The 23,143-nt window shown below is 59.6% G+C and carries 28 protein-coding genes; 15 read left to right on the top strand and 13 right to left on the bottom strand.

The window, feature by feature from the left end:
• Positions 1-123 precede the first annotated feature (123 nt).
• The gene (locus GVL50_RS23315; RefSeq protein WP_159815211.1) at positions 124-642 is read left to right on the top strand and encodes a carboxymuconolactone decarboxylase family protein; all 519 of its coding nucleotides are present in this window, start codon (positions 124-126) and stop codon (positions 640-642) included.
• 178 nt (positions 643-820) lie between these two features.
• Here GVL50_RS23315 and GVL50_RS23310 read toward each other — a convergent pair whose 3' ends face one another.
• Complete coding sequence (locus GVL50_RS23310; RefSeq protein WP_159815210.1) at positions 821-2,266, bottom strand: SulP family inorganic anion transporter; 1,446 nt, start codon at positions 2,264-2,266, stop codon at positions 821-823.
• A gap of 157 nt (positions 2,267-2,423) precedes the next feature.
• On the opposite strand from GVL50_RS23310, the gene GVL50_RS23305 reads away from it, so the two are divergent.
• Together GVL50_RS23305 and GVL50_RS23300 are read left to right on the top strand one after the other, a co-directional pair.
• Positions 2,424-2,741, top strand: coding sequence for a hypothetical protein (locus tag GVL50_RS23305; protein WP_159815209.1), 318 nt, complete (start codon positions 2,424-2,426; stop codon positions 2,739-2,741).
• A gap of 51 nt (positions 2,742-2,792) precedes the next feature.
• On the top strand, positions 2,793-3,338 hold the full coding sequence (locus GVL50_RS23300) for a hypothetical protein (protein WP_159815208.1): 546 nt from the start codon (positions 2,793-2,795) through the stop codon (positions 3,336-3,338).
• Between the two features lie 43 nt (positions 3,339-3,381).
• Here the strand turns inward: GVL50_RS23300 and GVL50_RS23295 are convergent, their stop codons facing one another.
• Positions 3,382-4,017, bottom strand: coding sequence for a hypothetical protein (locus tag GVL50_RS23295; RefSeq protein WP_159815207.1), 636 nt, complete (start codon positions 4,015-4,017; stop codon positions 3,382-3,384).
• 127 nt (positions 4,018-4,144) lie between these two features.
• Positions 4,145-4,603: a GNAT family N-acetyltransferase gene (locus GVL50_RS23290; protein ID WP_159815206.1), complete on the bottom strand. Its 459-nt coding sequence runs from the start codon at positions 4,601-4,603 to the stop codon at positions 4,145-4,147.
• A 142-nt stretch (positions 4,604-4,745) separates the two neighbouring features.
• Here GVL50_RS23290 and GVL50_RS23285 point away from each other — a divergent pair, with 142 nt between their 5' ends.
• A complete protein-coding gene (locus GVL50_RS23285) occupies positions 4,746-5,387 on the top strand; it encodes a TetR/AcrR family transcriptional regulator (protein ID WP_053121557.1) in 642 nt (213 codons plus the stop codon).
• A 140-nt stretch (positions 5,388-5,527) separates the two neighbouring features.
• Here GVL50_RS23285 and GVL50_RS23280 read toward each other — a convergent pair whose 3' ends face one another.
• Together GVL50_RS23280 and ggt are read right to left on the bottom strand one after the other, a co-directional pair.
• Positions 5,528-6,061 carry a cysteine hydrolase family protein gene (locus GVL50_RS23280; RefSeq protein WP_159815205.1) on the bottom strand — a complete coding sequence of 178 codons (534 nt, stop codon included), beginning with the start codon at positions 6,059-6,061 and terminating at the stop codon, positions 5,528-5,530.
• A gap of 68 nt (positions 6,062-6,129) precedes the next feature.
• The gene (ggt, locus tag GVL50_RS23275; protein WP_159815204.1) at positions 6,130-7,857 is read right to left on the bottom strand and encodes a gamma-glutamyltransferase; all 1,728 of its coding nucleotides are present in this window, start codon (positions 7,855-7,857) and stop codon (positions 6,130-6,132) included.
• 151 nt (positions 7,858-8,008) lie between these two features.
• On the opposite strand from ggt, the gene GVL50_RS23270 reads away from it, so the two are divergent.
• Positions 8,009-8,545 (top strand): methylated-DNA--[protein]-cysteine S-methyltransferase, encoded by a 537-nt coding sequence (locus GVL50_RS23270; protein WP_256671943.1) that lies wholly within the window; start codon positions 8,009-8,011, stop codon positions 8,543-8,545.
• A 37-nt stretch (positions 8,546-8,582) separates the two neighbouring features.
• On the opposite strand, the gene GVL50_RS23265 is transcribed toward GVL50_RS23270, so the two are convergent.
• Entirely contained in the window at positions 8,583-9,026 is a 444-nt protein-coding gene (locus GVL50_RS23265) for a hemerythrin domain-containing protein (RefSeq protein ID WP_159815203.1), read from the bottom strand.
• A 149-nt stretch (positions 9,027-9,175) separates the two neighbouring features.
• On the opposite strand from GVL50_RS23265, the gene GVL50_RS23260 reads away from it, so the two are divergent.
• On the top strand, positions 9,176-9,601 hold the full coding sequence (locus GVL50_RS23260) for an N-acetyltransferase (RefSeq protein WP_053121567.1): 426 nt from the start codon (positions 9,176-9,178) through the stop codon (positions 9,599-9,601).
• Positions 9,602-9,701: 100 nt separating this feature from the next.
• On the opposite strand, the gene GVL50_RS23255 is transcribed toward GVL50_RS23260, so the two are convergent.
• Complete coding sequence (locus GVL50_RS23255; RefSeq protein ID WP_053121569.1) at positions 9,702-10,052, bottom strand: hypothetical protein; 351 nt, start codon at positions 10,050-10,052, stop codon at positions 9,702-9,704.
• 135 nt (positions 10,053-10,187) lie between these two features.
• Between GVL50_RS23255 and GVL50_RS23250 the strand changes: the two genes are divergently transcribed.
• The 8 genes from GVL50_RS23250 to GVL50_RS23215 all read left to right on the top strand — a co-directional run bounded on the left by GVL50_RS23250 (position 10,188) and on the right by GVL50_RS23215 (position 14,895).
• Positions 10,188-10,517, top strand: coding sequence for a DUF6388 family protein (locus tag GVL50_RS23250; protein WP_053121571.1), 330 nt, complete (start codon positions 10,188-10,190; stop codon positions 10,515-10,517).
• A gap of 26 nt (positions 10,518-10,543) precedes the next feature.
• A complete protein-coding gene (locus tag GVL50_RS23245; protein WP_159815202.1) occupies positions 10,544-11,248 on the top strand; it encodes a YoaK family protein in 705 nt (234 codons plus the stop codon).
• Positions 11,249-11,428: 180 nt separating this feature from the next.
• A complete protein-coding gene (gene tusD, locus GVL50_RS23240; protein ID WP_159815201.1) occupies positions 11,429-11,821 on the top strand; it encodes a sulfurtransferase complex subunit TusD in 393 nt (130 codons plus the stop codon).
• 1 nt (position 11,822) lies between these two features.
• A complete protein-coding gene (gene tusC, locus GVL50_RS23235; RefSeq protein WP_053121575.1) occupies positions 11,823-12,179 on the top strand; it encodes a sulfurtransferase complex subunit TusC in 357 nt (118 codons plus the stop codon).
• Positions 12,179-12,472 carry a sulfurtransferase complex subunit TusB gene (gene tusB / locus GVL50_RS23230; RefSeq protein WP_159815200.1) on the top strand — a complete coding sequence of 98 codons (294 nt, stop codon included), beginning with the start codon at positions 12,179-12,181 and terminating at the stop codon, positions 12,470-12,472. Before tusC ends, tusB begins: the two co-directional genes overlap by 1 nt.
• A complete protein-coding gene (locus GVL50_RS23225; protein ID WP_159815199.1) occupies positions 12,469-12,804 on the top strand; it encodes a TusE/DsrC/DsvC family sulfur relay protein in 336 nt (111 codons plus the stop codon). The genes tusB and GVL50_RS23225 overlap by 4 nt, the downstream gene beginning before the upstream one ends.
• Positions 12,801-13,802: a glycosyl transferase family protein gene (locus GVL50_RS23220; protein ID WP_159815198.1), complete on the top strand. Its 1,002-nt coding sequence runs from the start codon at positions 12,801-12,803 to the stop codon at positions 13,800-13,802. Before GVL50_RS23225 ends, GVL50_RS23220 begins: the two co-directional genes overlap by 4 nt.
• A 91-nt stretch (positions 13,803-13,893) precedes the next feature.
• Positions 13,894-14,895, top strand: coding sequence for a glutathione S-transferase family protein (locus GVL50_RS23215; RefSeq protein WP_159815197.1), 1,002 nt, complete (start codon positions 13,894-13,896; stop codon positions 14,893-14,895).
• Between the two features lie 94 nt (positions 14,896-14,989).
• On the opposite strand, the gene cysG is transcribed toward GVL50_RS23215, so the two are convergent.
• The 6 genes from cysG to GVL50_RS23185 form a co-directional block, all read right to left on the bottom strand.
• Positions 14,990-16,384: a siroheme synthase CysG gene (gene cysG / locus GVL50_RS23210; protein ID WP_159815196.1), complete on the bottom strand. Its 1,395-nt coding sequence runs from the start codon at positions 16,382-16,384 to the stop codon at positions 14,990-14,992.
• Positions 16,385-17,665 (bottom strand): serine--tRNA ligase, encoded by a 1,281-nt coding sequence (serS, locus tag GVL50_RS23205; protein ID WP_159815195.1) that lies wholly within the window; start codon positions 17,663-17,665, stop codon positions 16,385-16,387.
• 15 nt (positions 17,666-17,680) lie between these two features.
• The gene (gene crcB, locus GVL50_RS23200; protein WP_053121588.1) at positions 17,681-18,055 is read right to left on the bottom strand and encodes a fluoride efflux transporter CrcB; all 375 of its coding nucleotides are present in this window, start codon (positions 18,053-18,055) and stop codon (positions 17,681-17,683) included.
• A complete protein-coding gene (locus GVL50_RS23195; protein WP_053121590.1) occupies positions 18,055-19,377 on the bottom strand; it encodes a replication-associated recombination protein A in 1,323 nt (440 codons plus the stop codon). Before GVL50_RS23195 ends, crcB begins: the two co-directional genes overlap by 1 nt.
• A gap of 150 nt (positions 19,378-19,527) precedes the next feature.
• A complete protein-coding gene (lolA, locus tag GVL50_RS23190; RefSeq protein WP_053121592.1) occupies positions 19,528-20,148 on the bottom strand; it encodes an outer membrane lipoprotein chaperone LolA in 621 nt (206 codons plus the stop codon).
• 67 nt (positions 20,149-20,215) lie between these two features.
• The gene (locus GVL50_RS23185) at positions 20,216-22,624 is read right to left on the bottom strand and encodes a DNA translocase FtsK (RefSeq protein WP_053121593.1); all 2,409 of its coding nucleotides are present in this window, start codon (positions 22,622-22,624) and stop codon (positions 20,216-20,218) included.
• A 297-nt stretch (positions 22,625-22,921) separates the two neighbouring features.
• Here GVL50_RS23185 and GVL50_RS23180 point away from each other — a divergent pair, with 297 nt between their 5' ends.
• A complete protein-coding gene (locus GVL50_RS23180; RefSeq protein WP_159815194.1) occupies positions 22,922-23,110 on the top strand; it encodes a hypothetical protein in 189 nt (62 codons plus the stop codon).
• Positions 23,111-23,143 lie beyond the last annotated feature (33 nt).

Raw genomic sequence — 23,143 nt, 5'->3', positions numbered from 1 at the left:
CTGCGGGCGAATCTGGACGATCTGCCGCATATCGTCGACGATTTGCCGCCAAAGCACCAGTTGCGCTCACTAACATTCATTCCATCGCCGACGCAGTTCGCGCCGGACTTTCGGAGAATCACCATGAGCCGCATCAACGCCATCAGCCTCGAAACCGCCACCGACGCCACCCGCGCCGTGCTGGAAGGTGTGAAGAAGAAAATCGGTTTCCTGCCGAACCTGTTCGCCACACTGGCCAAGGCACCGGTCGCGCTCGACACCTACGTGCAGGCATCGGCGACACTGGGCAAATCGTCGCTCAGCGCCAAGGAAAAAGAAGCGGTGTATCTGGCGACCTCGCAGGTTAACGGCTGCGATTACTGCCTGGCGGCGCACACCTTTTTCGGCAGCAAGGCCGGGTTGTCGGCCGAGGACATTGTCGCGGCGCGCCAAGGTGAACTGAACGCCTACGCCGCCCTCGCCTATCAATTGACGGAAAGCCGTGGCCACTTGAGTGACGAGCAGATTGCCGCCGCTCGCGCTGCGGGGATTGATGACAGCAAGATCATCGAAGTGATTGCCGTGGTGGCGGTGCAGACCCTGACCAACTACCTGAACAACGTGGCGCTGACCGAGATCGACTTCCCGACCATCGACGCCTGATTAGAAGCCCCGTGTAACCCTCGTGGCGAGGGGATTTAGCGAAACGTCGCACCGCCCCGTTGGACTGCGCAGCAGGCCCCTGTTTTCTAGTTAAAAGAGGGATCGCTTCGCAATCCATCGGGGATAAATCCCCTCGCCACAAGTCCACATTCATCACAAAGTCGTGTAGCGCCGTGTGTCAGTCATGATCGACGCCGGCGCGCTTGAGCAGTTTTTTGCAGCGCTCGGACAAGTGGAACACCTGCAGATCCTTACCCGCTTTGGCGTAACGCTCACGCAAGGTTTTCAGCGCGGCAATTGCCGAGTAATCGACAAAGCTCAGATGTCGGCAGTCGAGGGTGACCTTTTGCGGATCGGTCGCCGGGTCGAACTGGTTGAGGAACGGCGTGGTCGAGGCGAAAAACAGCGTGCCGTGCAGGCGATAGAGTTTGCTGCCATCCGCTTCCAAATGCTCATCGGCGTACAACTCGCGCGCCTGCTGCCAGGCGAAATTCAGCGCAGCGATGATGATGCCGCACAGCACAGCGGTGGCCAGATCGGTGAACACGGTGATGGTGGTCACGGCGATGATCACCAGCACATCGTTGAGCGGGACTTTGTTGATGACGCGCAACGAAGCCCAGGCGAAGGTCTGCTGCGAGACCACGAACATCACGCCGACCAGCGCCGCCAGCGGAATCCGCTCGATCAGCGGCGACAGAAACAGAATGAACAACAAAATCAGCACGCCCGCGACCACGCCGGACAACCGTCCGCGTCCGCCGGAGCTGAGGTTGATCACGGTCTGGCCGATCATCGCGCAACCGCCCATGCCGCCAAACGCGCCCGAGACCATGTTCGCCGCGCCCAGCGCCACGCATTCACGATCCGGGTAGCCACGGGTTTCAGTGATTTCGTCGGTGAGGTTCAGCGTCAGCAGTGTTTCCAGCAGCCCGACCAGCGCCATCAGAATCGCGTAGGGGGCGATGATGCGCAGGGTTTCGAAAGTCCACGGGATGTCCGGCAAGGCGAAAGTCGGCAGACCACCGGCGATGTGCGCCATGTCGCCGAGGGTGCGGGTCGGCAGGCCGAACAGATAGACCAGCAGGCCGACGCCAAGAATCGCTACCAGCGCCGGCGGCACCGCTTTGGTCAGGCGCGGCAGGATGTAAACGATCGCCATGGTCAGCGCCACCAGCCCTGCCATCAGGTACAACGGCGTGCCGCTGAGCCATTCCTCACCGTTCTTGAAATGCTCCAGTTGCGCCAGGGCAATGATGATCGCCAGACCGTTAACGAAGCCGAGCATCACCGGGTGCGGCACCATCCGCACCAGTTTGCCCAAGCGCAGCAAACCGAACGCCATCATGATCAAACCGCCGAGCAGCACGGTCGCCAGCAGGTATTGCACGCCGTGCTGCACCACCAGCGCAACAATCACCACCGCCATCGAACCCGCCGCCCCGGAGACCATGCCCGGCCGACCGCCGAACAAAGCGGTCAGCGTGCAGATGATGAAAGCACCGTACAGGCCCATCAGCGGATTGAGGTGTGCCACCAGCGCGAAGGCGATGCATTCGGGCAACAGGGCAAACGAGGTGGTGAGTCCGGCCAGGACATCGGCGCGCAGACGAATCGGTTTCATGGCTTACCTGACTGAGCGGCCAACGTCGGTGACCGCAGGTGTTCGGGGAAAAGTGGGTTGCGGATGTTACGGAATTGTCCCCGCAGCGGCCAGTGATCGCTGACAGTTATCGACCTGCGCTTTATGCTGGCGTGCTAAGTCTTCATCGAGTTCGAACATGTCTGCATTTTTAACCGCTCGCGAAGTTTGTCAGCGTTTGCGTGACGCGGCGCTTGATGTGCTCGTTTTTAAAGTATGCGAGGCGCCCTCCGCGTCCGGGCTGGTTGCCGTCGATATCGAAGGCTGGCGCTTGCTGCTGGATTTTGACGGCGGCCGGTTGCATCACTGTGAATACGCGCGCGATACCGATGGGCGCGAAGGCGCGCTCGACGGCTGGCAGCGTTATGGCACTGATCCGGTGAGTTTGCTCAGTACTTGGGAATTGGCGCAGATCGAACGATTGCTCGCAGCAGCAACGAACACGGTTGCTCGATGATGGCACTCTGCCCATAATCCGCATCCCTACATTCCCACGCAAGGAACTGCCGTGAAGAAGTCGCTGTTGTTGATCCCGCTGTTGGCGTTGTTGCTACAAGGTTGTGGCATGACCATGACCCGCTACGAGCCGAGCTACGAGAACGTGCAGAAGCTCAAGCAAACGCCGCCGCTGCATGCGATCAGCAATCCTCAGGTAACCGCCGAATCCGGTGAGGGTTCGTTGTCGGTACGCGCCAACCCGATTCGCTCGCCGTCGGGCAGCATCCCGGCACACATCCAGGATGCCATCACTGAAGAGCTGCGCAAGGCCGGTCTGCTTGATCCGCAAGCCCAGCGTCAGTTGAAAGTATTGGTGGTAAAAAACGAAATGTCCGCCGGCATGGGCACGGGTAACGGCAAACTGGCCGCGCGCTTCACGCTGCTTAACGGCAATGACGTGGTCTACGACGCGACCAAGGCTGTCAGCAGCCAATGGAGCAGCAGCTTCTTTGGTTTCATCGCGATCCCGAACGCGGTCAATGCTTACAACCCGATGTTGCGTGATCTGCTGAAGGATCTGTACAGCGATCCACAGTTCATTCAAGCGCTGAAGTAACAGACAAAAAAAGAGCCGCAATCGCGGCTCTTTTTTTTTCGCCTCACGCCCGTGGAATGCGGGTTTCGAGTGCGGAGTATTTCAGGCTGTTGCTTTCGACCATCTGCTTGAGCAGCGCGTTGACCTGACGGGTGAACGTGTCACTCATCGCGTCTGCCGGCGTATTCGCCATCAACGGGATGAACCAGATCCCCAACCAGGTGCCAATCGCATCGTGGTTGCTCGCGGCGGTCAGGGGTTGACCTTGCGGATCGAGATTTTCCAGGCTCATGCTGTACTGATCGGTAGCGTAAGCCGGAATGATGGTCATGCTGAAGCCGCTGATGAACGCCAGCACCATTTGCCCACCGTTAGGCGGATGGTTGTACACCTTCAAACGCAGATTGTAATCGCCCGGCTGCTTCTGGAACTCGTCCAGCGTGACACGACCGAACAGACCGGAATCGCTGAGGATTTTCTGCAACTGCGGCTTGAGGTGATCGCGCGCCTGCGGCACTTCAACGGCGGAAGCGCTTTTCGGCTCGCCCTGATAGAAGTCGAAATCCACGTAGACGTTTGGCTTGTTGGCGTAGTTGGCCATCGATGGCAGTTTCACCGGCGCCACTTCGTCTTTGGTGAAACTGGCACAACCGCCCAGTGTGAGCACCAGGCCCAAGGCCAGAATTTTCCCGAATTGCATGATATCCGTCCCTAAGTAAACACCGCCAAATGATGGCAATGAGCCTCCATCAAGAAGGCCGAGCGGATTCTAGAGAGACCTGTTGCTCGGGGAAAGCCTCAATTCGGGATTTTTCAGAAATAATTTCTCAACTTTCACGCAAGTCGAGCATATAGGTGTAGTAACCCGTATCGCGCACATACCCCAACGACTCGTACAAACCCTGCGCGGTGTAGTTGTCGGTGGCGGTTTCCAGCACCAACCCCTTCGCGCCGGTTTCCAGCGCAAACGCGCGGGCGGTGTTCATCAGCAGTCGGCCAACGCCGCGACCCCGGGCGGCCGGCGTGGTGAACAGGTCGCTGAGCAGCCACGTGCGGTGGGCGTCGATGGAGGAAAACGTCGGGTACAACTGCACAAATCCCAGCGCCTCACCGTGCTCATCCTGCGCCAAAAAAATCGCTGACTCACCCGCCGCCATGCGTTCGGCGATGAAGGCGCGCGACTGTGCCAGATTCGACGGTTGCTCGTAGAAACCCCGATAAGCGTCGAATAACTGCGCCACCGCCTCCAGCTGTGCGGTATCGGCGCGCAAAGCCTTAATCGTCATGATCCCTTCCTCGTTTATTCAATGATCGAAGCAGCATAGCGCTGTCTGTCGAGTAAGCTGGCTTCACCGCTATATAGTTTTGTATATTGCGAAACCGAAATCGCCAGAATCTTTCCATGTTGTTTATTCAGACTGTTTTTCCATGAGCGCCATCCGCGTACGCAACGAGCAGTTGATCCTCAACGCTGCCAGTGAAGAATTCGCCGCCAACGGCTTCGACGCCACCCAGACTCGCGACATCGCCGCCCGCGCCGGCGTGCCCAAGGCGAACCTGTATTACTACTTCCAGACCAAGGAAAACCTCTACTCGAAAGTCTTGCTGGGGTTTGTCGAACCGTTGCTGGAGGCGTCGGCGGTGCTGCGTGAAAGCGATGATCCGCTGGTGGGTTTGCGCGCTTACGTCGCTGCGCGGATTCGCATCGCCCGCGAGCATCCGGCGATAGCCAAGGTTTTCAGTGGAGAGTTGTTGCTCGGCGGGCGGCAGTTGCCTGATGAGTGCCGCGATCTGCTGCACGCTGAAGCGCGGCGGAATGTGGAGTGTCTGCGCAGCTGGATCGAGCGCGGTTTGCTGGCACCGGTGGATCCGGAGCATTTGATGCTGTTCATCTGGTCGGCGACGCGCACCTACACCAACATCGGCTGGCAGATGGGCCGGATCATGGAACGCGAAGAGCCGCTGGATGAGGATTACGAACGGGCGGCGGAAACGATTACGCGGTTGGTGCTGGAGGGGGTTGTGGCGCCGAGGGCTGGGGAGATTCGCGGGGTTTTGTTTGCGACTTGAACCGCAGAATGACCGCAGTACATCTGCAAACACAACCCCTGTAGGAGCTGTCGAGTGAAACGAGGCTGCGATCTTTGATCATGATTTTCAAGATCAACAGATCGCAGCCTCCGGCAGCTCCTACAGGGGGTGTGGTGTTTTCAAAACGTAATGGTTGCGGCGGGTTTTACGTCGATGCGGGCGACGGAGCCGGTCAGGTGCGCGAGGTCTTTGTTGTGTTCGGCGATGATGTCGTCGGCGCTCATCGGGCCGTTGTCGACGGTGGAGTGTGCGTCGGCGGCGAGCACTACGTCGTAGCCCAGTTGATGGGCCTGGCGAACGGTCGCGTTGATGCAATAGTCGGTTTGCAACCCGCAAATGACCAAGCGTTCGAAATCCTCGCTCGGCAGCAATTTGAGTAAATCAGTCTGGTAGAACGAATCGGGTGTGGTCTTGCGTACGCGTAAATCCTTACTCGACGTTTCCAGCCCTTCGGCCAGTTGCCAGCCTTCCGCGCCATGAGCCAACGGACTGTCCTTTTCTTCATGCTGAATCAGCACCACCGGTACCCCGGCCGTGCGCGCTCGGCGGCTGAGGCCGTTGATGGTGTCGATCACCCGGTGAATGTCATGGCACTCATACTCGCCCGAGCAGAGAGCTTGCTGGACGTCGATGATCAGCAATGCGGTGGTCATGATGAGCCTTCCTTGATCAGTCCTTGAAACAGGGGCGGAAGTGAGCCCGCCCCGTTTTTTTTCGCGCCTTAGTAACCCAATGACAACCCGGTATTACGCCGTGGATCGTTGGCACCGTAGAAGCGGTTTTTGCCAACCGGTTTACCGCCCAGCGACGGTGCGCCGACCAGAATCGCGGCGATGTGGTTGGCATCCTGCGGGCCGGCAAACTTGTGGCCCCAGCTCTCGAGAATCTTCTTCGTGTCGGGACTCGCCGCGAAGTCTTCGAGGTTGGTTTCCTCCGGCATCCACTGCTGGTGGAAGCGCGGCGCATCGACTGCTTCCTGCAGGCCCATGCCGTAGTCGATAACGTTGAGCATGGTCAGCAAGGTCGCGGTGATGATCCGGCTACCGCCCGGCGTGCCCACCACCATCACCACTTTGCCGTCCTTGGTGACGATGGTCGGGCTCATCGACGACAGCGGTGCCTTGCCCGGCGCGATCGCGTTGGCTTCGCCCTGCACCAGACCGTACATGTTCGGCACGCCGACCTTGGAGGTGAAGTCGTCCATTTCATCGTTGAGGATCACCCCGGTCTTGCTCGCCATCACGCCCGCGCCGAACCAGTCGTTGAGGGTGTAAGTGACCGAAACCGCGTTACCCCACTTGTCGACGATCGAATAGTGCGTGGTGTTGCTGCCTTCATGCGGTGCGGTACCCGGTTTCAGCTCGGCCGAGACGCCAGCCTTCTGCGGTTGAATCGAGTCGCGCAGTTTGGTTGCGTAGTTCTTGTCGAGCAGATGTTCGATCGGATTTTTGACGAAATCCGGATCACCCAGATAGCTGTTGCGATCCACGTACGCGTGGCGCATCGCTTCGATCTGGTAGTGCATGCCCTGGGCCGAATGGAAGCCCAGATCCTTCATCGGATAGCCTTCGAGGATGTTCATGATCTGGCAGATCACCACACCGCCGGAGCTTGGTGGCGGCGCGGAAACCACGTGGTAGCCACGGTAATCACACTCGACCGGCGCCAGTTCGCGGGTCTTGTATTTGTCGAGGTCGGCCTGGGTGATGATGCCCTTGTTGGCCTGACTCGACGTCACGATCGCATCGGCGACCCAACCTTTATAGAAGCCGTCGGCGCCTTTCTCGGAAATGGTGCGCAGGGTTTTAGCCAGATCCTTCTGCACCAGTTTCTGCCCGACCTGCATCGGTTCGCCGTTGTGCAGGAAGATCGAGCCAGAATCGCGGATGTCCTTTTTGAACACATCGGTGGCGTATTCCAGCAGCTCGACGTCGCCCTGCTCCAGTTCGAAACCGTCTTCAGCCAGTTTGATGGCCGGGGCGATCATGTCTTTGCGCGGCTTGGTGCCGTACTTGCTCAGCGCCAGTTCCATGCCGGACACGGTGCCCGGTACGCCGACCGCCAAGTGGCCGCGCGTGCTCAGGTCAGGAATGACGTTTCCTTCCTTGTCCAGATACATATTGGCGGTCGCGGCCAACGGCGCTTTTTCGCGGAAATCGAGGAAGGTCTTGCGTCCGTCGGCCAGTTGAATGGTCATGAAACCGCCACCGCCGAGGTTGCCGGCTGCGGGGTAAACCACCGCCAGCGCATAACCCACCGCGACGGCGGCATCCACCGCGTTGCCGCCGCTTTTCAACACATCGACGCCGACGTGGGTCGCCAGATGTTGCGCGGTGACCACCATGCCGTTTTCGGCAGCGACCGGTGCGACCGAGGCCGCGTGAGCCATCAGACAGCTGAGTGCCAATGAGGTCGCTAACAGCGATTTGGCCAAAGGTTCGTACTTCATGAGTCGATCTCTTTTTTGTTTTTAGGGTCTGTGCAAAACAGAGGCGAACGCTTCAAGAGCAACAAGCAGTATGGTCGCGATTGCGCATTGCGCCTCCCCACGCAGGCAGTATGCTGAGCGCCATCGATGCCCTGAACCGGAGCTGGCCTGCATGGCTTTTACCTTCACCACTCTGCCCTCGCCCGTCGGCGAGTTGAAGCTGGTCGCGAACGGTTCACGACTGGCGGCCATCCTCTGGGAAAACGACAAACCGAACCGCGTGCGCCTCGGGCCGATGAGCGCAGCACCGGACAATCCGATCCTGATAAAAACCGCTCGGCAGCTGCAAGAATATTTTTCCGGCACCCGCGATCGCTTCGATCTGGAGCTGGATTTTGTCGGCACTGAGTTTCAGAAACAGGTGTGGGCAGCGTTGCTGACGATTCCGTTTGGCGAGACGCGCAGCTACAGCCAGATTGCCGCGCAGATCGGCAATCCTTCAGCGGTGCGGGCAGTGGGCGCAGCAAATGGGCGTAATCCGATTTCGATTGTCGCGCCGTGTCATCGGGTGATCGGTGCGTCGGGGAAACTCACCGGGTTTGCGGGCGGGCTGGAGGCCAAGGAGCATTTGCTGACGCTGGAGGGAGCTTTAACATCAAAAGATCGCAGCCCGCGGCAGCTCCTGCATTTGCAATTCGATCTCCTGTAGGAGCTGCCGCAGGCTGCGATCTTTTGATCGACCCAAACTATTTGCTTTCGACCTGCTCCTGATACTCTTTTTCATACTGCCCGGCGAGCTGCACCTTCTGCTTCTCATTGAGCAATTTGCCCGCCATCTGGAAGAACTTCTGCTCTTCTTCCTCCAGGTGGTGATGCACCTTCTCCGACAACTTCTTCGCCGTCGCCAACCACGCCGGGCTCGACATCTCGGTCTCGTCAAGTTCTTCCATCATCTCGTCCATTTCATGGTGCTCGGAAATCGCGTGACGACTGAGGTCGACACCGGCATCGCACTCCATCAACGGAATGTAGAAGTGACGTTCTTCGGCGGTTTCGTGGGCTTGCAGTTCATCTTTAAGCAGTTTGTAAGCCTCAACCCGCTCCGGGGTGTCACCGCTGGTTTTGATCAGGCTTTTCGCGTAAGTGCGCTGGCGGTCGTGGCTTTCACGAAGGGCTTCAAAAATATTCATGGCGTGTCCTCATCAACCGCGTGCTGGAATGACGCTGTAAAAGCTAGACCGCGACGCGCGAGCGACGGTTCCACCGGTTTTGCGCAGGGACTTGGAAGCAGACCACCGGGCAGGATACGCTGGCGAATTATCCTACAAGGAAGTCCTGCATGAACTTGCGCATCGAGTTAACGCAAACACCCACGGAAGAACACCGCGCGGCCATTCTGGCGCCACTGCGCGCACATAACGTCTCCCAGGCCGGCCCATCGGTGTGGGAACCGATCGCGTTGCTGGTACGCGACGAGCACGACGCTGTGCTCGGCGGCCTGTATGGCCATACGTTTTATCGCTGGTTGTTCATTGAATTGTTGGCCGTGCCGATTGAAGGGCGCGGTCAGGGCATCGGTTCGAAACTGATGCAGATGGCTGAAGATTTTGCGCGAGAGAAGGATTGCGTGGGGATCTGGCTCGACACCTTTTCGTTTCAGGCGCCGGAGTTTTACAAGAAGGTCGGGTATACCGAGTGCGGCGAGATTGTTGATTATCCGCTGGGGCATAAGCGGCATTTTTTCCAGAAGCGGTTGATTGACTGAATGTGACGGCCCCTTCGCGAGCAAGCTTTGCTCCTACGGTGATCAATATCTGTAGGAGCAAGGCTTGCCCGCGAAGAAGCTCAGCTGCATCAACTGATGATTACAGGCAAGTCGCCAACGCCGCCAACCGCCGCTTCGCGACAAAATCATCTTTCTGCGCGTAGTAATTCAGCGTCGTCCCCGACGGCTCCGTGCTCAGGTCAACGAACGACTCCGCCGAACGGGTGTACACCGTCGAACCGCCCTTCTTGCCCGGTTGCAGATAAGCCCCCGCGTCCACGCCAAATACCGCCTCGTCCTGCCAGGCGAATTGCACGCACTGCGCCACGAGCTTCTCGGCTTTGTCCGAGGTCATGACTTTATAAGGCGCCTGGGTGCGCGCATCGTCCATCGCCGAACCTGCGCAACCGGCCAGAACCGTCGCCGCCAGCGCTACCATCAGAATTCGCATTGCATTCGCTCATTCAGAAAAAAGCGGACTGTATCACCGCCGCAAGCGGAAATCGTTCTGCTTTACTGCATTTATAGCGAGACAGGCACTCGCCGCTGCGGCAACCTAAGGTCATCAGCCTCACAAGGAAAACCCATGGCGCCTACCGATCAGCGACATGAACACGCCCTGAAACTGTTCCTCGACGCGCGCCCTGAACTGCGCGACAGCCTCGACCACCTCAATCCTCTGCTGGCTCAGGCCAAGGGCGAAACCCAGGCGCAATACCGCGAAGAACGTCTGCATGAGGCGTTTGAAGAAGAAGCGGACAAACTGGGGTTGTTCGCCTGGGAACTGACGTTGCAACTGACCGCTGATTCGCCTGAGGAATATCAGGCGCAGCGCCTGGAAGTGCATCGCGAGGTGGCGGAAATGGCCGGCATGGACTGGCTGGAATACTGCGACCTGTACGGGATAGAACCTTAACCGCCACGCCAAGGATCCTTTCGCCGATGCTGCCTTCCGCCTCGACTCATCGCGCCAGCCCCGGCCATCTGCACACGCAAAAATGGCGCGGACGCGTGGGTCTGGCGCTGGTCGCCAGCCTGTCGGTACTGGCCGGCATGACCGACGCCATTGGTTTCATGGCCAGCGGCGATTTCGTCTCGTTCATGAGCGGGAACACGACACGCCTGGCGGTGGCGATCAGTGAAGGTGATCTCGGGTTGACCTTGCGCCTGGTGATTCTTGTCGCAACGTTCATCCTCGGTAACGCCTTGGGTGTACTCGTCGCGCGCCTCGGTGGGCGACGCGCGCTGCCGCTGCTGCTGTGCATCGCCACCCTGCTCTGCACCTCGGCAGCGTGGCCGTTCGACGCGCAACTGCCGGCATTGCTCGCAGCGATCATTGCGATGGGCATGCTCAACGCGGCGGTCGAGGAAGTGAATGGCCTGCCGGTCGGGCTGACCTACGTGACCGGCGCGCTGTCGCGATTTGGCCGAGGACTGGGCCGCTGGATGCTCGGCGAACGGCGCAGCGGCTGGCGGGTGCAACTGGTGCCATGGAGCGGGATGTTTATCGGCGCCATTCTCGGGGCGGTGCTGGAACAGCATCTGGGCCTCAAAGCCATGTTTGTCAGCGCTGTGCTGGCCGCGATGATCGGCCTGCTTTCCCTCAGAATCCCGCGACGCTGGCAACTCGGCTACATGCCCCGCTAACCGCAAATCCCCTGTAGGAGCTGACGAGTGAAACGAGGCTGCGATCTTTTGATCTGGTTTTTTTAAAATCAAGATCAACAGATCGCAGCGTGCCGCAGCTCCTACAGGGATCGGGTTTGCGCGATCCTTTGGCGGCCACAATGCTTTATCATGGCCGCAGTTTTGCTGATCGAGTCCGTCATGAAGTTCGCCATCGCGTTGTTTTCCGCCGCCCATGCGCCCTCCTCGCGCCGTGCCCTGCTGTTTGCGCAGGCGGCACTGGCCGGTGGGCATGAGATTGTCCGGCTGTTTTTCTACCAGGACGGCGTCTACAACGCCTCCGACGCGGTGGTCGCCCCGCAGGACGAACTCGACTTGCCCAAGCAATGGCGCGCGTTTATCACCGAGCAGAAGCTCGACGGCGTGGTCTGCATCGCCGCCGCCCTGCGCCGTGGCGCCCTGAACGCGGAAGAAGCCAAGCGTTACCAGCGCGAAGCGATTTCGGTCAGCACGCCGTGGGAATTGTCCGGCCTCGGTCAGTTGCATGATGCGGTGCAAGATGCCGATCGCCTGATCTGCTTTGGAGGTGCGTGAGATGGCCAAATCCCTGTTGATCATCAGCCGCCAGTCGCCATGGTCGGGCCCCGGCGCCCGCGAAGCGCTGGACATCGTGCTGGCCGGCGGCGCTTTCGATCTGCCGATCGGTTTGCTGTTTCTCGATGACGGCGTGCTGCAACTCAGCGCCGGACAAAACGCGAAGGCACTGCAACAGAAAGACCTCAGCGCCAACCTGCAAGCGCTGCCGATGTTCGGCGTGGAAGAGCTGTTCTATTGCGCCGACAGCGCCAGCGCCCGTGGCCTCAGCACGTTGTCGCTGGACGAAGCCGAGCCGCTGGCCGCCGAGCAAATCACCGCCCTTATTGACCGCTACGACCAGGTGATCACCCTCTGATGTCGACTTTGCATGTGTTGTCTCATTCCCCGTTCGGCGACGATCGCCTGACCAGTTGCCTGCGCGTGATCGGCAGCGCTGATGCTTTATTGCTGTCCGGCGATGCGGTCTACGCGTTGCAACCGGGCACCGCGCCGTTCACTGCGCTGCACAACCGCCAGATCAAATTGTTCGTTCTGGCCGAAGACGCGCAGGCGCGCGCCCTCGAAGTTCCTGACTGGGCCGAAGTGATCGATTACCCGGCCTTCGTCGAACTGTCGATCCATCACGACAAGGTCAACAGCTGGCTATGAATTCCATGACCGTCGGCGCCCGCGCCATCGAACTGGACAAGGACGGCTTCCTCGTTGACCTCAGCGACTGGTCGCAGGATGTCGCCAGCGCCCTCGCCGCTGCCGAAGAGATTGAGTTGACCGCCGAACACTGGGAAGTCCTCGAATTGCTGCGCAGCTTCTACGCCGAATTCCAGTTGTCCCCGGCCACGCGTCCGCTGATCAAGTACACCGCGCTGAAACTCGGTGTGGAAAAAGGCAACAGCCTGCACCTGAACCGACTGTTCAAAGGCACCCCTGCCAAACTCGCCGCGAAACTGGCGGGCCTGCCCAAACCGACGAATTGCTTATGACCGACTTTCCAGCGCTGACCCTCGAAACGCCTGCTGAACATCCATTCGCCCAATTCGTACGCATCCTCGGCAAGGGCAAACGCGGCGCCCGTGATCTGACGCGCGAAGAAGCGCGTAAAGCCATGGGCATGGTGCTCGACGACAAGGTCGAGGACACCCAGCTCGGTGCGTTCCTGATGTTGCTGCGCCACAAGGAAGAAAGCGCCGAGGAAATGGCCGGTTTCACCGAAGCCTTGCGTGAACGCTTGCAGGCGCCTGCGCTGAATGTCGATCTGGATTGGCCGACCTACGCCGGTAAAAAGCGCCATCTGCCGTGGTATCTGCTGGCCGCCAAGTGCCTGGCGCAGAACGACGTGCGCATCTTCATGCACGGCGGCGGCGCGCACACCGCCGGGCGGCTGTACAGCGAGCAATTGCTCGGCGAGTTGAACATTCCGTTGTGTCGCACCTGGCAACAAGTCGGCACGGCACTGGACAACGGTGGCCTCGCGTTTATGCCGTTGGTGGACTGGGCGCCGCAGTTGCAGAACATGATCGATCTGCGCAACACCTTGGGTCTGCGCTCGCCGATTCATTCGCTGGCGCGGATTCTTAATCCACTGGGCGCACGCTGCGGGCTGCAAAGTATTTTCCACCCCGGCTACCAAGCGGTGCACCGCGATGCCAGCGGCCTGCTCGGCGACACAGCGATTGTGGTCAAGGGCGACGGCGGCGAAATCGAGATCAACCCGGATGCAAACAGCCACCTCTACGGCACCACTGGCGGCGAGAGCTGGGATGAGGAATGGCCGCAGATGTCGGCGCAACGTCACGTCAAACCTTCATCGCTGGATATTGAGCACTTGAAAGCCGTGTGGCGCGGCGACGTGGTCGACAGCTACCCACAAATGGCGCTGATCTCGACGATGGCGCTGGCCCTGCGCGGGCTTGGCCAACCGCGTGAACAAGCCTTCGAAACCGCCGAGCAATACTGGGCTGCGCGAGACAAATCGATTTAACCGATCATTCACGCCCGATCTTTGCGCTTTTTGTTCGAACTCACAGGAATAGACTCGACTCCAACGTTTACTGATTTACGGAGTCTTGATCATGGGTTTACTCGTCGATGGCCACTGGCAGGACAAGTGGTACGAAAGCAGCAAAGACGGCGCGTTCCAGCGCGAACAGGCACAACGCCGTAACTGGGTAACCGCCAACGGCGAGCCCGGCCCGAGCGGTGAAGGTGGTTTTGCCGCCGAGGCCGGTCGCTATCACCTCTACGTGTCACTCGCCTGTCCATGGGCGCATCGCACGCTGATCCTGCGCAAACTCAAAGGTCTGGAAAGTCTGATCGACGTTTCGGTGGTCAGTTGGTTGATGCTGGAAAACGGCTGGACGTTCGACAAAGCGCTGGGCTCGACCGGCGACAAGCTCGATGGCTTTGAATTCATGCATCAGCGCTACACCGCTGACACCGCCGACTACACCGGCCGCGTCACCGTGCCGGTGCTGTGGGACAAAAAGCTCAAACGCATCGTCAGTAATGAATCAGCGGAGATCATCCGCATGTTCAACAGCGCGTTTGATGGTCTGACTGGCAATGAGCTGGACTTCTACCCGGCGCCACTGCGCAGCGAGATCGATGCGCTGAACGATCGAATCTATCCAGCCGTAAACAACGGCGTGTACCGCGCGGGGTTTGCCACGTCGCAACAGGCCTATGAACAAGCGTTCGATGAGGTGTTTGCTGAGCTCGATCATCTGGAGCGGGTTTTAGGTGCGAATCGCTATCTGACCGGCGAGTACCTGACCGAAGCGGATGTGCGCCTGTTCACCACGATGATTCGTTTTGACGCGGTGTATCACGGGCACTTCAAATGCAACCTGCGGCGGATTGCCGATTACCCGAATCTGTCGAACTGGTTGCGTGAGGTGTATCAGCTGCCGGGGATTGGCGAGACGGTGGATTTTCAGCACATCAAGAACCACTACTACGGCAGTCACAAGACCATTAACCCGACGGGGGTTGTGCCGAAGGGGCCGGAGCAGGATTTCACGGCGGCCCATGATCGGGCGCGGTTGGCTGGGAAAGGGGGTTGGTTGAAGGGCTAACAGCAAAAATCAAAAGATCGCAGCCTTCGGCAGCTCCTACATGAGAATGCGTTCTCTGTAGGAGCTGCCGAAGGCTGCGATCTTTTGATCTGACTCAGACCTGCGCCTGAGCCCCTTCAAACCACGCCAGTTTCGCGCGCAGTTGCACCACTTCCCCCACGATCACCAATGTCGGCGCATGCACTTCATGCTCCGCCACCATGCGTGGCAGATCCGCCAGCGTGCCGGTAAAGACCCGCTGATTGACCGTGGTGCCCTGCTGAATCAATGCCGCCGGGGTATCCGCCGCGCGACCGTGCTTGATCAACTGCTCGCAGATCACCGGCAAGCCCACCAGTCCCATGTAGAACACCAGCGTCTGCGCCGGGGCGACGAGGTCGGCCCAGGGCAGATCGGTGGAGCCGTCCTTTAAATGCCCGGTGACAAAGCGCACTGACTGCGCGTAATCACGATGGGTCAGCGGAATCCCGGCATACGCCGCGCAACCACTGGCTGCGGTAATCCCAGGCACCACCTGAAACGGAATCCCGTGGGCCGCCAGTTCTTCGATCTCTTCGCCGCCACGGCCGAAGATAAACGGATCACCGCCCTTCAAGCGCACCACGCGCTTGCCGGCCTTGGCCAGATCAACCAGTTGCTGGTTGATCTGATCCTGCGGCACTGCATGATCTGAACGGCGCTTGCCGACATACACGCGCTCGGCATCGCGACGGCACAACTCAAGAATCGCTGGCGCAACCAAACGGTCGTACAACACCACGTCGGCTTGCTGCATCAGACGCAAAGCCTTGAACGTCAGCAGATCCGGATCACCCGGCCCTGCGCCGACCAAATACACTTCACCGGTGGTAACCGTTGCTTCGCCATCAATCTTGGCCTGCAACAGACGCTCGGCTTCGGCGCCCTGCCCGGCCAGTTGGCGGTCGGCAATCGGCCCCTGGAATACGTCCTCCCAGAATCCGCGACGCTGCTGCACATCCGGAAACAGGCTTTTCACCTGATTACGGAAACGTGCGGCGAGCCCGGCCAGTTGACCGTAAGTCGAGGGAATCCAGGTTTCGATCTTGGCGCGAATCAGTCGCGCCAGCACCGGCGCGTCGCCACCGCTGGACACGGCGATGATCAACGGCGAGCGATCGACGATCGCCGGGAAGATCACGCTGCACAAGGCAGGCGCGTCGACCACGTTGACCGGCACGCAACGCTTGTGAGCATCGGTGGAGACTTGTGCGTTCAGCGTTTCATCGTCGGTGGCGGCGATGATCAGCCCGCAACCGTCCAGATCCGCCTCGACGTAACCGCGCAACAGGCATTCGCCGCCGGAAGCTGCGACCAGCTCACGCAGCTGCGATTCGATTTCAGGTGCGACCACCCGCAGCAGCGCACCGGCATCGGCCAGCAGGCGGGATTTGCGCAAGGCAATTTCCCCCCCACCGACGACCAACACACGACTGCCGCGCAGGTTGTGAAACAGCGGCAGATATTTCATTTAGCCGATGACCTCAAGGCCACCCATGTACGGCTTCAGTACGTCCGGCACACGGATCAAACCGTCAGCCTGCTGGTAGTTTTCCAGCACGGCAACCAGGGTACGGCCTACGGCCAGGCCGGAACCGTTCAAGGTGTGTACCAGTTCAGGCTTGCCGGTTTCCGGGTTGCGGAAACGCGCTTGCATACGACGCGCCTGGAAGTCGCCGCAGTTCGAGCACGACGAGATTTCGCGGTACTTGTCTTGGCTCGGAATCCACACTTCGAGGTCGTAAGTCTTGACCGCGCTGAAGCCCATGTCGCCGGTGCACAGCGCCAGGGTGCGGTAAGGCAGACCGAGCAGTTGCAGGACTTTTTCAGCGTTGGCGGTCAGGCCTTCCAGCGCTTCCATCGAGGTCGACGGCTCAACGATCTGCACCATTTCAACTTTGTCGAACTGGTGCTGACGGATCATGCCGCGGGTGTCGCGACCCGATGCACCGGCTTCACTGCGGAAGCACGGGGTGTGGGCAACGAATTTGATCGGCAGCAGTTTCGAATCGACGATTTCGCCAGCGACGATGTTGGTCAGCGACACTTCGGCAGTCGGGATCAGGTACAGATCGGCTTCGCCTTCGCGGGCGATCTTGAACAGGTCTTCTTCGAATTTCGGCAGTTGACCGGTCCCCTGCAGCGCCGGCGCCTGAACCAGATAAGGCGTGTAAGCCTCTTCGTAGCCGTGCTCGTTGACGTGCAGGTTGATCATGAACTGCGCGAGTGCGCGGTGCAGACGGGCGATCGGGCCACGCAGCAGAGCGAAACGCGCGCCGGACAGCTTGGCAGCGGTTTCAAAGTCCAGCCAGCCGAACTTCTCGCCGAGGGCAACGTGGTCTTTCACTTCGAAATCGAAGGCAGTCGGGGTGCCCCAGCGGCGTACTTCGACGTTGTCGTCTTCGTCTTTGCCGACCGGCACGGATTCGTGCGGCAGGTTAGGAATGCCCAGAACGATCGAGTCCAGTTCGGTCTGGATCGCGTCCAGTTCGACTTTACCGGCACTCAATTCGCCCGCCATGCGCTCGACGTCCGCCATCAACGGCGCGATGTCTTCGCCGCGCTGCTTGGCCTGACCGATGGATTTGGAACGCGCGTTACGCTCAGCCTGCAGTGCTTCGGTGCGGGTCTGGACGGTCTTGCGCTGTTCTTCCAGCGCTTCGATGCGCGCGGTATCCAGGGCAAAGCCACGGGAAGCCAGGCGGTCCGCTACGTCCTGAAGGTTGCTACGTAACAGTTTGGAATCGAGCATGTCGGTTTCTCGTTATCAAAGTTTGGTCAAAGACAGGCCAGCCCACGTCGCGAGCAGCCCGCCGAATACGCTGAGTGCCGCATAGCCCAAGGCCAGCGGCACTTGCCCGCTTTCCAGCAGGCGCACCGTATCCAGTGAAAAGGATGAAAAAGTCGTCAGCCCCCCGAGGAAGCCGACCATCAACCCGGCACGCACCTCGATCGGCACTTCCGGGCGTATCAAAAACAGGCCATACAACACGCCAATCAGCAGGCAGCCCACGATATTAACGGCCAGCGTCGCGGTATAGAAGTGCCGCGGCCAATTGGCGTTGATCCAATTGCCGGTGGCGAAGCGCAACAAAGTGCCAGCAACGCCGCCGGCAGACACCGCGATGATCAATGGAAGCACTATTTTCTCCGCTGCCGAGGGCTTAAACGATCGAGTTGGGCGAGGTGGTTGAGCTTCTCGCCGATCTTCAACTCCAGGCCACGCGGCACCGGTTGGTAGAACGGGATCGGGTCGAGTTCGTCCGGGAAATAGTCTTCGCCGGCGGCATAAGCGTCCGGTTCATCGTGGGCGTAACGGTATTCGTCGCCGTAGCCCAACTGTTTCATCAGTTTGGTCGGCGCGTTGCGCAGATGCAGCGGCACTTCCAGCGAACCGTGTTCGGCGGCGGCGCGCAGGGCAGTTTTGAAACCCATGTACACCGCGTTGCTTTTCGGCGCGCAGGCCAGATAGGTGATGGCTTGCGCCACGGCCAACTCGCCCTCCGGACTGCCGAGGCGCTCCTGCACTTCCCACGCGGCGAGGCACAGGCTCAGCGCGCGCGGGTCGGCATTGCCGATGTCTTCGCTGGCCATGCGCACCACGCGCCGGGCCAGGTACAGCGGATCGCAACCGCCGTCGATCATCCGTGCGAACCAGTACAGCGCGCCGTCGGGGTTGGAACCGCGTACGGATTTGTGCAGCGCCGAAATCTGGTCATAGAACGCTTCGCCGCCCTTGTCGAAGCGCCGACGCGTATCGCCGAGCAGACTCTGCAGCAGATCAATGCCCATCTCGCTGTTGTCGTCGGCCAGGTCGGAGGCGTTTTCCAGCAGATTAAGCAAACGCCGGCCATCGCCATCGGCGGCGGACAGCAGCATCTGGAAACCTTCGTCGCTGAGGGTCAGGTTGCGCTTGCCCAGCCCGCGCTCTTCGGTGAGCGCGCGGTGCACCAGTTTGCGCAGCGCCGCTTCGTCGAGGCTTTTCAGCACGTAGACGCGGGCGCGCGACAACAAGGCGTTATTGAGTTCGAACGAAGGGTTTTCGGTGGTGGCGCCGATGAAGATCAGCGTGCCGTCTTCAACGTACGGCAGGAATGCGTCCTGCTGCGACTTGTTGAAACGGTGGACTTCATCGACGAACAGAATTGTGCGCTTGCCGTATTGGCCAGCCTGCTGCTTGGCGATTTCAACCGCCTGACGGATCTCTTTGACCCCGGCGAGCACTGCTGAAACGGTTTCGAAGTGCGCGTCTGAAACTTCCGCGAGCAACCGCGCCAACGTAGTTTTACCCACGCCCGGCGGGCCCCAGAAAATCATCGAATGCAGGGCACCCTGCTCCAGCGCCTCACGCAGAGGCTTGCCGCGAGCGAGCACGTGCTCCTGACCGACGTACTCATCCAGATTGGTCGCACGCAAACGCGCGGCCAGTGGCTGGGCAATCGGTGCACTGCGAAACAGATCCATCACGTAGCGTTGAAACCTCTATTTGAATCCGGTCGATCAGATGGCCATTGTGGGAGCGGGCTTGCTCTCGAAAGCGGTATGTCAGACAACTATTTTGTTGAATGTTAAATCGCATTCGCGAGCAAGCCCGCTCCCACAGGATTTTGCATTTTACTCTTGGATCACGTCCGCACCTTTGGGGATGTCGAACTTGAACTTGGAGGCCGGTACCGGCTCGTTGGCCTTCACCCCGGTGAACAGGATGTTGGTGCGTTGGCCGACGCTGTCGATCAGTTGCATGTCGTTGAGCAAACCGTTGCGGAACGACAGGCGCAGGTTGTCGAACAGGGTGTCTTTGGTTTTCGGCTTCAGCGTGAAGTCGATCACGCCGCCCGCTTCTTTCGCGGTGATGTCGAAGCTCTGGCTGATCTTCGACACGTCACCGGACAGCAACAGCGCCGGGGTCTGGGTCAGACGCTCGTCGAGTTTCTTGATGGTCGCCTGTTCCAGATCCGGATCCCACAGGGTGACTTTCTTGCCGTCGGAAACCATGGTCTGCTCGGCCGGCGCGTTGGTGTGCCAGTAGAACAGGCCCGGGCGCTGCAGGGTCATGTTGCCGGTGGTTTCCTGCAACTGGGTGCCGCCGCCGTCGAGGGTCAGCTGCGAGAAGTTGGCGGTCAGGGTTTTCGATGTTTCCAGCAATTGGGTCAGACGCGCCACGTCCTTGTCATCGGCGTGAGCCGTGAGGGTGGTCAACGCCAGTACTGGCAACAGCATGCGGATAAGACGCATGGGAGTCCTCTTGAATACTCGTTGGGAGAGCGGCGGAACATCATTGTCCCGCCTCTTGCTTCTGGCTTCAGTCGCGAACCGGGCCCGGGGCCAGGACTTCACGCGAACCGTTGGTGTTCATTGAGGTGACGACGCCGGCCATTTCCATGGCTTCGATCATCCGGGCGGCGCGGTTGTAGCCGATCTTCAGCTTGCGCTGCACAGCAGAAATCGAGGCGCGACGGCTTTCGAGGACGAATTGCACGGCTTCGTCATACAGCGCGTCAGCTTCCGGATCATCGCCATCGCCGCCACCGCTGCTGCCTTCAAAGCCGCTGCCCGCCTCTTCGACACCGTTGAGGATGTCGTCGTTGTATTCAGGAGCGCCGCGCAGTTTCCACGCTTCCACCACACGGTGAACTTCTTCGTCGGAGACGAACGCGCCGTGAACCCGGATCGGCAGGCTGGTGCCCGGCGGCATGTAAAGCATGTCACCGTGGCCGAGCAATTGTTCGGCGCCGCCCTGATCGATGATCGTCCGGGAGTCGATCTTGCTCGACACCTGGAATGCCATGCGTGTCGGAATGTTCGCTTTGATCAAACCGGTGATCACGTCCACCGACGGCCGCTGGGTCGCGAGGATCAAGTGAATACCGGCCGCACGCGCCTTCTGCGCAATACGGGCGATCAGTTCTTCAACCTTCTTGCCGACGATCATCATCATGTCGGCGAATTCGTCGACGACCACGACGATGGTCGGCAGCTTCTGCAACAGCGGTGCTTCGTCGTGAATGCTTTCGCGCTTGTACAGCGGATCGCTCAACGGCTCGCCGGCGTCCTGCGCTTCCTTGACCTTGGCGTTGAAGCCGGACAGATTTCGCACGCCCATCTTCGCCATCAGCTTGTAGCGGCGTTCCATCTCGGCAACGCTCCAGCGCAGGGCGTTGGCAGCGTCCTTCATGTCGGTCACGACCGGGCACAGCAGGTGCGGAATGCCTTCGTAGATCGACAACTCCAACATCTTCGGGTCGATCATGATCAGCTTGGCGTCTTCCGGGCCAGACTTGAACAGGATCGACAGGATCATCGCGTTCACGCCCACCGACTTACCGGAACCGGTCGTACCGGCCACCAGCAAGTGCGGCATCTTCGCCAGGTCAGTGATGACCGGCTTGCCGCCGATGTCATGGCCCAGCGCCAGAGTGACCGGCGATTTGAAGTTGTCGTACTCAGGCGTCGACAGCACTTCGGAGAAACGCACGATCTGCCGGTCTTCGTTGGGAATCTCGATACCGACCGTGGTCTTGCCCGGAATCACCTCAACCACCCGCACACTGGTCACGGCCAGCGAACGCGCAAGGTCTTTGGCGAGGTTGGCGATGCGGCTGACTTTGACGCCGGCGGCAGGCTGAATTTCGTAACGGGTAATCACCGGACCCGGGTGGATCGAGTCGACGGTCACTTCAACACCGAATTCCTTGAGCTTGATCTCCAGCAAGTGGCCGACCGCTGCCAGGGATTCCGGCGAATAATTGAGTTGTTTCTTTTCCGCCGGATCGAGGATCGAGATCGGCGGCAAGGTGCCTTCCACGGCGCTGTCGACAAACAACGGCACCTGTTTCTCTTTCTGCACGCGTTTGCTTGGCTCAGGCGCTTTGGCCGGCGCCGGAGCGATGACTGGCGGAACCTGTTTCTCGCGATCGGACATGTGCTTGCTCAGCGCTTGCTCACGTTCGATCAGGCGTTCTTTGACTTTGGCCTGCTCGCGCTTGTCGGTCACCGTCGGCGCGACCACGTCATGCACGCGATCATCGACCTCACGCAGTTGCGCGACCAGTTGCTTGCGCTCGGTACGCGCGGACCACCAGCGATTGAGCGCGCCCTGGAACAGTTCAAACAGGTCGAGGGTGATCTTGCCGGTGATGTCCATCACCTTGAACCACGACAGGTCGGTGAACACCGTCAGACCAAACAGGAACAGCGCGATGAACAGCAATGTGCTGCCCTGAATGTTCAGTGCGTTCTTCGCCAGATTGCCGAGGCTTTCACCCAACGCACCACCGGCACCGGCCGGCAGACCCGACGCGGCATGGAAATGCAGATGCGCCAGCGCAGCGCCGGACAGCACCAGAAACACCAGACCGATGAGGCGCCAGGAGAACAGCCAGCCGCTCCACTGCCACGGTTCGTGGCGTTGACGGAAGATCTGATAAGCCTTGATCGCCAGCAGCAACGGGAAGATGTAGGCGAAGTAACCCAGCACCATAAACAGGATGTCAGCGCTGTAGGAGCCCGCCGGGCCGCCGAAATTCTGTACGTCGTCGATCTTGCTGTTGTGGCTCCAGCCCGGATCGTCCTTGCCGTAGGTGAGCAAGGCCATCATCAGGAACAGGCACAAAGCGCCGATGGCGATCAATGCACCTTCCTTGAGCCGGTAGTGCAACTGTTGGCGCCAGAGCGGAACGACTGTTTTGGGTGCTGCGGTGGATTTCTTCAAAACGCTACTTTTCCTGCGCCAATGGCGCGTCCATCTATTGAATGACGATAAAAAACTGCCCAATCCAGGCAGGTAACAAAGTGAACGAGCGCAACTGAGACTACTTTTAACACTGCGCCGTGGCTTTTAAAAACACGGCACAACACGAATATTCTGTAACAGCCCGGCATTGTACGGGTTTGTACGTGCGATGCCATGCTTCAAACCCCAGGGTAAAGCATAGTCAAGCACACAAAACCCGCGGGCCAATTTGAGCATGCATTACCTTTTGTGACAAAGGCTTATGAGGTGTATTTGATGAACGCAGCGAAGCATTCACGCCTGATCATCCTCAACTCCGGCCCGGCGCTGATGGAACGCTTGCATCAACACGCCACACGGGCTGCCATAGCGATCGATTACGACCACAGCCTCGACGCCAAGTTGCAGCCGCGTCCATTCGGCTGCATGAGCGAGCAGTCTCTGGACGACATTCCTGTCATTTAACGGCACACTTTATCGCGGGCCGAACAGCCCGCC

Source organism: Pseudomonas sp. 18058, assembly GCF_902706155.1.
Lineage (GTDB): Bacteria > Pseudomonadota > Gammaproteobacteria > Pseudomonadales > Pseudomonadaceae > Aquipseudomonas > Aquipseudomonas rustica.
Note: the sequence above shows the minus strand (reverse complement) of the source record. Positions and strands in the feature narration are given on the sequence as shown.